We start from the raw sequence: 10501 nt of genomic DNA, 5'->3' as shown, positions 1-10501 counted from the left end.
ATCTGCGAAGAGCCAGTAAATCGTGGGAAGACTGACTCAGCTGTCAGCGCTTCTTGGCATTGCGGTATGCCTCAACGATGTCGCGGTGCAGTCGTCCACGCTTGGCCACCTGATGCCCATTGGCAATGGCCCACTCGCGGATCTGCTTGGCTTCATTCTGCGGCGACGGCGGGGCGATCGGGCGTCCCTTGCGGACGTACTTCTTCAGCGCCTCACGCAGTTCCTTGGCGTTCTCTTCAGAGAGATCAATCTGATAGAAGCGGGAGTCAAGGCCGAAGGTCACGGTCTCTTTTGCCGGCGAACCGTCAAGATCGTCAACCAAGACCTCTTCAATTTTCTTTGCCATTAACAGCACCTCACTGCTTTAAGTCACGCGATGAGGCGCTCCTGAATGGGGACCTCATAGTCGCGTTGAAATCACATTGCGCCATAAAAAAGCGCGAGCACAACGCTGGCAGTCTGCCAGGAATTAGTAATTCCCGTCAAGCCAGAAAATCTTCAGGAAAAATTCAGCCTACTTTGAGCCTGACTCATATTTACGTGCTACTTCTTCCCTGACTTTTGCTTCCATGGCGCGCTCGCTTCGGTCGGCACGGAATATCGAGCGAATCGCCAGCCAGAACACCAGCCCTACACCAATTGAGGGTGCCAGGACCTCGAAGTACATCCAGAAATTGTCCATTGTTAGTCCCCTGACCGAGCCTCTGGCTTGAGCAATGGGAAGAGAATTGTCTCCCGGATTCCAGTCCCTGTGAACAGCATCACCAATCGGTCAATACCCAGGCCAATACCGCCCATAGGCGGAGCACCGTATTCAAGGGCCCGAAGGAAATCTTCATCCACCTGCATAGCCTCGTCATCTCCTGCAGCAGCCTTGCGGGACTGCTCCACCAGCCGCTCACGCTGGATCACCGGATCGATGAGTTCGGAGAAGGCCGTACCGGTCTCCATGCCGGCAAGGATCAGGTCCCATGCTTCAATCACACCGGGCTTCTCACGGTGTGCACGGGCCAGCGGCTGGGCGATCGGCGGGTAGTCGCAGACGAAGGTCGGCTGCAGCAGCTGCGGCTCCACGATCTCGCCGAAGAGCTCCATCACCAGCTTCTGCGCACCCCAGGCTGGGTCAATGGAGACCTCATGCTCTGCAGCGATCGCGCGCAGGATCTCAGCGTCGGTGTCCGGGGTGATCTCCTGACCCACTGCCTCGGAGAGGCCGGGGTAGACACTGAGCCACTTCCATTCGCCGTCGAGATCCACCACACCCTTATCGGTCTGGATCTGGCGACCCACTCCGGCGGCGTCGGCCGCATTGCGGATCATCTCCTGCATCCGCTCCGCCATGACGTACATGTCGGCCCATGCCTCATAGGACTCCAGCATGGTGAATTCCGGTGAGTGCGTGGAGTCCACGCCCTCATTGCGGAAGACCCGGCCGATTTCATAGACCCGGTCGATCCCACCGACCACGGCCCGCTTGAGGTAGAGCTCAGTGGCGATGCGCAGGGTCATGTCCTGGTCAAAAGCGTTCAGGTGGGTCTCGAAGGGCCGCGCCTGGGCGCCACCGTGGATCAGCTGCAGAATGGGGGTCTCCACCTCCACGTACTGATGTGAGTGCAGGGTGTCACGGATGGAGCGAACTATAGCCGCGCGCTGGTAGACCATCTGACGTGCTTCATCACGGACGATCAGATCCGCATAGCGCTGCCGGACACGGGTCTCTTCATTGAGGTCTGCGTGCAGCACTGGCAGCGGCCGGATGGCCTTAGAGGCCAGCTCAAAGGTGGTGGCCATGACGCTGAGCTCACCGCGGCGAGAGGCAATGACCTCTCCGGTGACGCTGACGTGGTCGCCCAAGTCCACCAGGGACTTCCATTCCGCCAGCGCATCCTCGCCCACCTCGGCCAATGACAGCATGACCTGCAGGCGCACGCCGTCGCCGTTGCTGCCGCCCTCCTGGAGGGTGGCGAAGCAGAGCTTTCCGGTATTGCGGATGAACATCACACGTCCGGTCACCGAGACGGTCTCCCCGGTGGACTCACCTGCTTTTACCTTGCCGTCGAAGCGCTCGCGAACCTCGGCCAGCGAGGCGCTGCGAGGAACGGTCACCGGGTAGGCGGCACGTCCTTGCTGCAGCAGCCGGGCACGCTTATCCATGCGCACCGCACGCTGGTCATTGGTATCGATCTGGGCGGCATCGGTCTGGGGCTGCGCGGAATTCTGGTCACTCACCCCGCCATTCTACGCGGCGTAGTAGAACATGCCCTACCAGATAGTCACCCGTTCCTGCGGAGGAAGATACATGCCATCGCCCTCTGTGGTGCCGAAGGCTTCATGGAAGGCATCCACATTCTTCACCGGCTGGGTGGCGCGGAACTCTGCGGGGCTGTGCGGGTCAATGCTCAGCAGTGTCAGCGCACGTTCGGGCCGGATGATCTGCCGCCAGCCCTGAGCCCAGGCGTAGAAGAAGCGCTGATCCCCGGTGAGGCCTTCGGCGGCGTCGTCGTCCTGGGTATCCGGACCGGCCACCTCAGCGATGCTGATGTCCTGATTCTTCGCCGCCAGCCAGAGCTTATAGGCCTGGTGGGCAATACCGATGCCGCCGAGATCACCGATGTTCTCCCCCAGGGTCAGCTCACCGTTGACTGTGTGCTCATCGCCAAGCACGGTGGGGCTGAGCTGATTGAACTGGCCGACCAGCTTCGCAGTACGCTCCTCGAATGCCGCGCGGTCCTCATCTGTCCACCAGTTGGTCAGTGAACCATCGGCGCCGTAGCGGGAGCCCTGGTCATCAAAGCCGTGGCCGATCTCATGTCCGATCACTGCGCCGATGGCCCCGAAGTTCTGCGCCATATCCCGTTCCACGCTGAAGAACGGCAGCTGCAGGATGGCCGCTGGGAAACAGATGACGTTCTCCAGCGGGTGGTAGTAGGCGTTGACCGTCTGAGGAGTCATATGCCATTCCTCCGGGTCCGGGCCGTCGTCGATCTTGCGCACATCGCGCTCCCATGCGGCCTCAGTTGCCCGAGCCACATTGCCGACGACGTCGTCAGCGCTGACCTCCACGGCGGAATAATCGATCCAGCGCGCCGGATGACCTACCAGTGGCCGGAAGGACTCCAGCTTCTCCAGCGCCTTGGCGCGGGTGGCCTCCCCCATCCATTCCAGCCGGGAGATGGAACGCCGGTAAGCCTCGATCAGCGCAGCGATCAACTCATCCATCGCCTGTTTAGCCTCTGCAGGGTAATGGCGGGCCACATAGATCTGGGCCACGTCCTCGCCCAGATGTGCGTTGGTCAGCGCCACGCCGCGCTTCCAGCGGTCCTTGAGCTCCGGGGTGCCGTTGAGCGTGCGGGAGTAGAAGTCGAAATGCTCGTTGACCAGCTCGGTGTGCAGCAGCGGGGCAACAGCACGCAGCAGCTGCACGCGCAGCCAGTGCTTCCAGGACTCCAGAGGCTCCTCGGTCAGGGCCTGCTGGAAGCCGGGCAGCGCATCGGGCTGGCCGATGACAATCTCAGCAGCCTGGAATTCGGTGAGCTCCCAGCCGTTGATCGCCTCCTCCAGCAGCGGCATAAGCTCCAGGGCCTGCGCGCGGGTCTTCAGGTTGTAGCGCTTCTGAGCATCGCGGGTAGTGACCCGGTCCCAGTGATAGGAGGCCAGTCGCTTCTCCAGGGCGACGACGGCGGCAGCCGCCTCCTGGGCGTCCTCACGTCCTCCCAGAGTGAGCAGACGGACCAGGTGTTCCTGGTATTTCGTCAGTGTCTCCGCGTGGGTGTCTTCGCGGTAGTAGGCCTCATCGGGCAGGCCGAGGCCGTCCTGGAAGATATGCCAGAGCATGCGCTCGGGATTGCCGGCGTCGCGCACGGCGCCTGCGGCCAGCAGGCCGTCAATTCCGCGGCGCTGCCATGCCGCCGAGAGGCGCATCAGCTCTGCGGCTGAGCCGACCGTCTCGATCTGCTCCAGCAGGTCCTGAATGGGAGCGAGCGCGAGCTCTTCGACCCGCTTGGCGTCCATAAACGCGGCGTAGAAGGTGCCGATGCGCTGGGCAATAGCGTCGTCGTCATCTGCTGCAGCGGAGCTGCCCGCAGTTTCTGCGGCGTCTTCCAGGATGGCCCGCACATCGGCTTCGGCCTTATCCCGCAGCTGCAGGAAGGACCCGTAGGCATCCAGATCTGCAGGGATCTCCGCAGTCTTCAGCCACTGACCGTTGACGTGGAGGTTCAGGTCATCCTGTGGGCGGACGGACTCATCGATATGGGGGAAAGACGCAGCGGTGCTCATGACACACCAATCTACCGCCGCGCGGGTGACGCGAGCGCTTCCTGCGTCACATTCGGCTGAGCGTGAAGGCCTACCGGCAGCCGCAGCGCACCTCTTGCGGCTGCAACCGATCAGCGCCGGGCGGCGGAGGCGGGTGTCAGCACCATATTGTCGATCAGTCGCACCGGTCCCACCCGCGCGGCGATCATCGCCAGAGCCTCCTGCTGCAGGGGGCCATCCTCAGGCGGCAGCTCCTGCAGGGTGGCGGGGTCCACGACCACAAGATAGTCCAGGTCCACACCATAGGCCTCATTGAGCGCTGCGACGGCGTCGTCGAGCCCCAGCGGGTCCCCGTTCTCTACGTTCTGCCTCAACCCGAACAGTGACTTCGGAATGGTCAGGGCGGCCTCGTAATCCTCGACAGAAAGCCGCTGATTTCTACTGGAGAGCGCCAGGCCGTTCTCATCCCGGACTATCGGCAGAGAGCGCACTGTCACCGGCAGGTTCAGGTCCTGGACCATGCGAGTGATGATGGCCAGCTGTTCGGCGTCTTTCTGGCCGAACCAGGCGTGCAGCTTCGCCGGCGACGGCGGCGCCATGATGTTGAAGAGTTTGGCGACTACGGTGACCACACCGTCGAAGTGCCCGGGGCGGGAGGCTCCCTCCCAGAGGCGACCCATCTCTGCTGCGGTGAGGCTGACCTGCGGGGTCTCCGGGAAGCCGGGGTACATCTCCTCCAGCGTGGGCGCGAACACCAGATCCACGCCCTGTTCTCCCAGCAGCTGCAGATCAGTATCCAGACTGCGCGGATAGTGCTGATAGTCGGTCTCGTCGTCGAACTGCAAGGGGTTGACGAAGATACTGGCGATGACGATATCTGCCTGTTCACGGGCGGCGGCCACTAGTGCTCCATGTCCGCTGTGCAATGCACCCATGGTGGGCACCATTCCCACAGTGGGACGGAGAGCGGAGTGGCGGCGAACGAACTCGGCCAGAGCGGCGCGGAAGTCCTGGACCGTGGTGAAGACCTGCGGTTTTCTCACCCGGACAGTGTAGTCACCCTTGGGGCCGCGATTTGACCGTTGGGAGGTGGCTTTGCGCACACCGCGGCAGCCCTAGAAGATCAGGGTAGGACATCCAATAATGCAGCAGCGGTATCCTCACTGATCAGGCCGCGATCCAGGGCACGCTGGGTGGCGGCACGTGCCATGGCCGAATAGGCCGCACGTAGATCAGCGGGCAACTGCGGATCAGCAAGAAGCTCAAGATGACGCTGCACAGTGCCGATATCTCCCCTGGCCACCGGACCCGTCAGCGCACTCTCACCAGCGGCCAGCGCGTTATCCAGCGACGCGCGCATCAATGGCCCCAGCACCCGTTCAGGCTGATCCACGCCGATCCCGGTCAGCAGCTGACTGGCCTGGGCAGAGAGGATATTCAGATGATTTGAAGCATGCGCCAGTGCTGCGTGATAGAGGCCGCGATCCTCCTCAGCGATCACTACCGGCTCCCCACCCATCTCCACTGCGAGTGCCTGCGCCACCGGAAGGACCGTGTCATCCGCGGTCACTCCGAAAGCACAGGCAGAAAGCCGATCCAGGTCCACACTCATGCCGGTGAACGTCATGGCCGGGTGGATGGCCAAAGTGATGGCCCCAGCCTGCTCAGCCGGGGTTAACACCCCCACCCCATAGCGGCCGGAGGTGTGAATGATCAGCTGTCCGGGCTGACAATGTCCGGCCTCGGCCAGACCGCTCACCAGCGGCGGCAGCGCATCATCAGGCACCGCCAGCAGGACCAGCTCCGCCCGACGCAGGATCTCCGGAATTTCTAACACCGGAGCCTCCGGCAGCAGACTCTCGGCACGGTCACGGGAAGCCTCGGAGACTGCATGCACGCCCACCAGCTGGTGACCGGCATTGCGCAGCGCCGCCCCGAGGACGGCGCCGACTCGCCCTGCGGAGATCACGCCGACGCCCAGCCGGCCATCGCGCCGGGCCGGAGGAAGTTCAGCGGCATAGGGGTCGATGGGGTTGCTCACAGCGGACCAGCCTACCCAGCGTTGACGGTGTTCAGCTCAACGGGGCGCGGGCGTCGTCGTTATGCTCCTCTTGGACCTGCTCCACCATCTTCTCGAACTCGCGCAGCTCCTCGGGAAGCATCCACTGGTTCCGGTCGGTCATGCGGCGGGCGACGGCGGCCTGGCCGGCCTCGAACTCGAAGAGGTCCTTTACCGCCTGCAGGTCCTGGTTCTTGATGCGCGCCTGGAAGGGGCCTGAGGGCAGGTGCAGGTGCAATGTGGCGATCCGGGTCATCCGGGCAAAAGGACCCTGGTGCAGGGATGAGGACTGAATTCGCTCGTGGGGGACCATGGTCAGGCGGCGAGAGAGCCGACCGTCACGGATCATCAGAGCAGCGGGTGTGGCGAAGAATCCACGACGACGGCGCACCAACGGGTCGAAGATTCTGGCCCGGGCGGGAACTTCGGTGAAGCCACGCTGGACTCCAGTGCCGGTGAGACCCTCGATGAACATCTCTTCCGGATTGGGGATCTGCAGATCCGGGAACATCTCCGCGGCCATGGTCATAACGTCCTCGCGCCGGCCTACCGGCAGCAGCGTGCTGCGGCTGTCCAGTCCGTAACCGGCAACCGTCACCACCACCTTGAACCAGCCGAAGGGACGCCACAGCATGGGCTGCTGAATCTGGATGGCCTGCACGCGCCCTGTCGGGACCGTCTGCGTATTGGTCTCCAGCAGCCCGTATTTCAAGCGCAGACCGGCCCCGGTCATGGTGGCAGTGAAGCGGAAGCCGGAGGAGAACTCGTTGTAATAGCTGAAGACCGCGGCAATGGCCAGCGGCAGCAAGAATGTCACGCCACCGAATGCCCCCCACACTTCACTCGCATCGTCGCCGGTGAAGAACGACACCGCGAAGCCGATGCCCCCGATCGCCAGGCCCCAGGAGGCCAGTAGCACCAGGAAGATGATGGTACCCGCGCCTACCAGTACGGAACCGATCAGCCGGCCCACCGGAACCTGGGCGATCACGCGATCCTGCACGCCGGGACGTACCGGGGACGCCGCAGGGGCGACGACGCCGCGGTCGGCGTTCTCGGCCGCGTGATCCCCTGACGTGTCTGCTCCAATGGGGGCGGCACCGTCGGCACCTTCAGCGTCAACCGGTGAGGACGGGCCCGCGGAATGGCCGGCGGCGGTTTCTGCATCTGAGGCGGGGCTGCGACCAGCGGCGCGGTCCATGATCTCAGTGCGGAGTTCCTCGGCTTGGTCCTTCTTCAGGAAGGCCAGCGTGGCAGCGGTACCGTCTCCCTCGGCAACTTCGAAGCGCAGCTCCGCCAACCGGGTGATGCGTGCCAACAGCGGCTGGCGCAGATCAACGGCCTGAACCCGGTCGATGCGAGCCTGCCGGTGCTGCCGCACGAAGATCCCGGACTTGACCATCACATGCTCATCAGTGACCTGGTAGCGGGTGAACCACCAGGAGAGCACATAGCCGCCAAAGACCAGCACCACCAGCAGCATGAAGACTCCAGCGCCGATGAGATAGGGCGTGGGATTCTGTTCCAGCCCTGCGGTGAGCTCACCAGAGCGCCAGGCCTGCCAGATATCAGCCCAGAGCTCCCAGTTGTAGCCGAAGATGATCGCCGGGATGCCGACGATGGTCAGCCAGCCGCGCACAAACGGGCTCAGCGGATGGACCTTGGTCCACGACTCATCGAACCATTTCTCCGTGGGAGGCTCGGAACCCGTTGGCCCGGTCGGTTCTGCTGGTTGGGCCGGCGCGGCTCCCTCTGCGGCGGGCTGCTGCCCCGGCTCGGGGGCTGGGTGCTGAACGTGGGCGTCGTCGTCGGCTTCCCTCATCAGAGTCCAGCCAATCGCGCCTGACCGCGGGCGGAGAGCTCATCGCGCAGCCGCGCACCCTCGGAACGGACAGCACCGGGAATAGTGGCATCGGTGGAGGCTGAGGCGGTCTTCAGCTGCACCTGGCACAACCCGAAGCGGCGCATCAGCGGACCCGCCTCAATATCCACGTACTGCAGGCGACCATAAGGGACCGCCACCACCTGCTGCCACAGCAGGCCCTTGCGGATCAGCAGATCGTCCTCACGCTCGTGGTAGCCGATGGCGCGCACCTGGCGTGGGATCAGGGCAAGATCCACTACGGCCCACAGCACCAAAGCACTGATCGCAGGGATCTGCACCCACAGCGGCGGGGACCACCAGACATTGACCCAGCCCAGCGCCAGCGGCACACCGATGGCTGCGAAGGTGATGAGCCACCCAATGATCCCGGTGATGAATCGTACGGTGATGTACTTCTCATCCACCCGGGTCCACTCCACGCCTACCGGATCGATCGCCTCAGAGCGCATATCCCTCATTTCCATCAGTGGTCGTCTCGCCGTCCTGCGGCGGGGCAGCATTATCTGGTGGGATCCGACACAGGGTCTCCACCACAAAACCAATAATCACCCAGATCAGACCGCCGATCATCATCACTAAGGATGAAGTGACATTGGGGGTTCCGGCACCTGCTGCCGGTGCCAGGTGCAGTAGCACTCCGCCGTGCCAGCCCGCGATCAGCGCCCCCGCGTAGGCGCAGGCCTGGCCCGCGGCCACCACCCGTGCTGCCTGCAGCGGGTGCAGTCTGCGCGCAGGTGCCGAATACGATGGCGGCTGCCCGGCCCGGGAACGACGCCGGGATTCATCTGCGGCCTTGAGCAAACGGCGCTGATCCCACCAGACCAGGATCCCCAGTGCCAGCACGATCAGGCCCACACCGACCAGGGTGACTGCTGAGGACATCGGCAGCACTGGCGAGCCGTGCCCGGCAGAGATCATGCCCACTGTGGCGAGATACCCCAGCAGCGCAGCACCTGCGCTGATGATCAGCAGCCATACCGGGTGGAGGCGGCTCACTCGGGGGTCGCTCCCGTGACATCAGCGCCGGGGTCAACACCAGGTGAGGCCGCGTCGTCGTCTGGGCTGCCCGGCTCGGGCTCCTCCTGGCGACACACGTCCTGGAAATCCGGGGCTTCTATTGCCAGTTCACGGACTGGACGTCCGCCCAGCAGCGCCACCGGGTCCATCCATGACCAGGGCAGCAGCACGAAGGCCCGCTCTGCCGCGGAGGGGTGCGGGACCTGCAGCCGAGGTGAGTCAATGACCGCACCGGCGTAGGTGACAATATCCACATCCAGGGTGCGCGGGCCCCAGCGCTCTTCGCGCACCCGGTTATGCTCGGCCTCGATCTGCTGAGCCAGGTCCAGCAGTGCATGCGGGGAGAGCCGCGTTTCAATCTCGACCACCTGGTTGAGGTAATCGCGCTGATTCTCCGGACCGCCAACCGGTTTGGTCTGCGCCACCGGGGAGGCGTTGACCACGACGACGTCCTCGTGAACTTCCAGCGACTGCACCGCTGAGCTCAGCGTGGCTCGCGAATCACCGAGGTTGGAGCCCAGCGCCAGCACCGAGCGAACAGCGAACTGGGCGGGCAGCTCAGGGTCGCGCAGGTGCTCAGCGTCGTCGACCACGATCCGCGGCATACTGCCGGTGCCCACCGTTTCCACCGTGCGCTCAAGGTCATCGCGAGTCCGGTGGATAGTGACTGAGACGTCGTCGAAGCTCTGCGTCATGGGTGCTTGGGGTTTGTGCACCGTGATCTGGGCGTGCTGGATGCGCGCGTCGAAGAACAGCACCGAGCGGGCGATGGTCTCGGCAATGGCCTCAATGAGGTCAAAGCGCTCGCGGCTGACGATCTCTTCGATCAGGTCAGCAATATCGGCATAGGAGATCGTGTCGGCTAACTCGTCGCTGCGGCCGGGGGCGCGCAGATCAACGCCCAGCTCCGCGTCCACGGTGAAAGGCTGCGGGTTCTCCTTCTCGAAGTCGAAGACACCATGGGTCCCACTGATATGAAGGCCGGTGAGACGAATCAGGTCGCTGCCCATCGTGCACTCACTTTCTTACTGCCGCTTGAGATCCGTGCCTTAGCTGGTGCTTCTCCCAGGCTACGCCACAGGTACTGGCCGAGGGTGGAGATGACGGCAGAAACTCAGTGCCAACCGGGGGCAGCGTTGCCGGAATCGGCGCTGGCCGGGGCCGCGGAGCGAGTGACTCCGTCGGCACGGTGTGGCACATCAGCCCCAGCCGCTGTCCACATAGCCATAATCCACGTTGCCATCGGGGTCCGGGGCGGGTGTCCGGACATAGCGGCTCTTCAA

At 63.8% G+C, this 10501-nt stretch carries 9 protein-coding genes; all 9 read right to left on the bottom strand.

Annotation, left to right across the window (positions count from 1 at the left end; genetic code table 11):
- Positions 1-43: 43 nt before the first annotated feature.
- The 9 genes from TX78_RS03225 to folK all read right to left on the bottom strand — a co-directional run bounded on the left by TX78_RS03225 (position 44) and on the right by folK (position 10228).
- Positions 44-346, bottom strand: coding sequence for a histone-like nucleoid-structuring protein Lsr2 (locus TX78_RS03225; protein ID WP_044493714.1), 303 nt, complete (start codon positions 344-346; stop codon positions 44-46).
- Between the two features lie 338 nt (positions 347-684).
- Positions 685-2229: a lysine--tRNA ligase gene (gene lysS / locus TX78_RS03220; protein ID WP_044493713.1), complete on the bottom strand. Its 1545-nt coding sequence runs from the start codon at positions 2227-2229 to the stop codon at positions 685-687.
- Between the two features lie 33 nt (positions 2230-2262).
- Positions 2263-4278, bottom strand: a complete 2016-nt coding sequence (locus tag TX78_RS03215; RefSeq protein ID WP_044493712.1) for a M13 family metallopeptidase — start codon at positions 4276-4278, stop codon at positions 2263-2265.
- A gap of 110 nt (positions 4279-4388) precedes the next feature.
- Positions 4389-5300, bottom strand: a complete 912-nt coding sequence (gene panC / locus TX78_RS03210) for a pantoate--beta-alanine ligase (RefSeq protein WP_044494312.1) — start codon at positions 5298-5300, stop codon at positions 4389-4391.
- Positions 5301-5380: 80 nt separating this feature from the next.
- Complete coding sequence (locus TX78_RS03205; RefSeq protein WP_044493710.1) at positions 5381-6298, bottom strand: Rossmann-like and DUF2520 domain-containing protein; 918 nt, start codon at positions 6296-6298, stop codon at positions 5381-5383.
- Between the two features lie 31 nt (positions 6299-6329).
- On the bottom strand, positions 6330-8138 hold the full coding sequence (locus tag TX78_RS03200) for a PH domain-containing protein (protein WP_049897400.1): 1809 nt from the start codon (positions 8136-8138) through the stop codon (positions 6330-6332).
- Complete coding sequence (locus TX78_RS03195; protein WP_044493709.1) at positions 8138-8650, bottom strand: PH domain-containing protein; 513 nt, start codon at positions 8648-8650, stop codon at positions 8138-8140. Before TX78_RS03195 ends, TX78_RS03200 begins: the two co-directional genes overlap by 1 nt.
- The gene (locus tag TX78_RS03190) at positions 8640-9197 is read right to left on the bottom strand and encodes a DUF3180 domain-containing protein (RefSeq protein ID WP_049897398.1); all 558 of its coding nucleotides are present in this window, start codon (positions 9195-9197) and stop codon (positions 8640-8642) included. The genes TX78_RS03195 and TX78_RS03190 overlap by 11 nt, the downstream gene beginning before the upstream one ends.
- A complete protein-coding gene (gene folK, locus TX78_RS03185) occupies positions 9194-10228 on the bottom strand; it encodes a 2-amino-4-hydroxy-6-hydroxymethyldihydropteridine diphosphokinase (protein WP_049897397.1) in 1035 nt (344 codons plus the stop codon). Before folK ends, TX78_RS03190 begins: the two co-directional genes overlap by 4 nt.
- Positions 10229-10501 lie beyond the last annotated feature (273 nt).

The sequence above is a fragment of the Nesterenkonia massiliensis genome, assembly GCF_000455245.1.
Lineage (GTDB): Bacteria > Actinomycetota > Actinomycetes > Actinomycetales > Micrococcaceae > Nesterenkonia > Nesterenkonia rhizosphaerae.
This window is presented reverse-complemented; position numbering and strand designations above follow the sequence as displayed.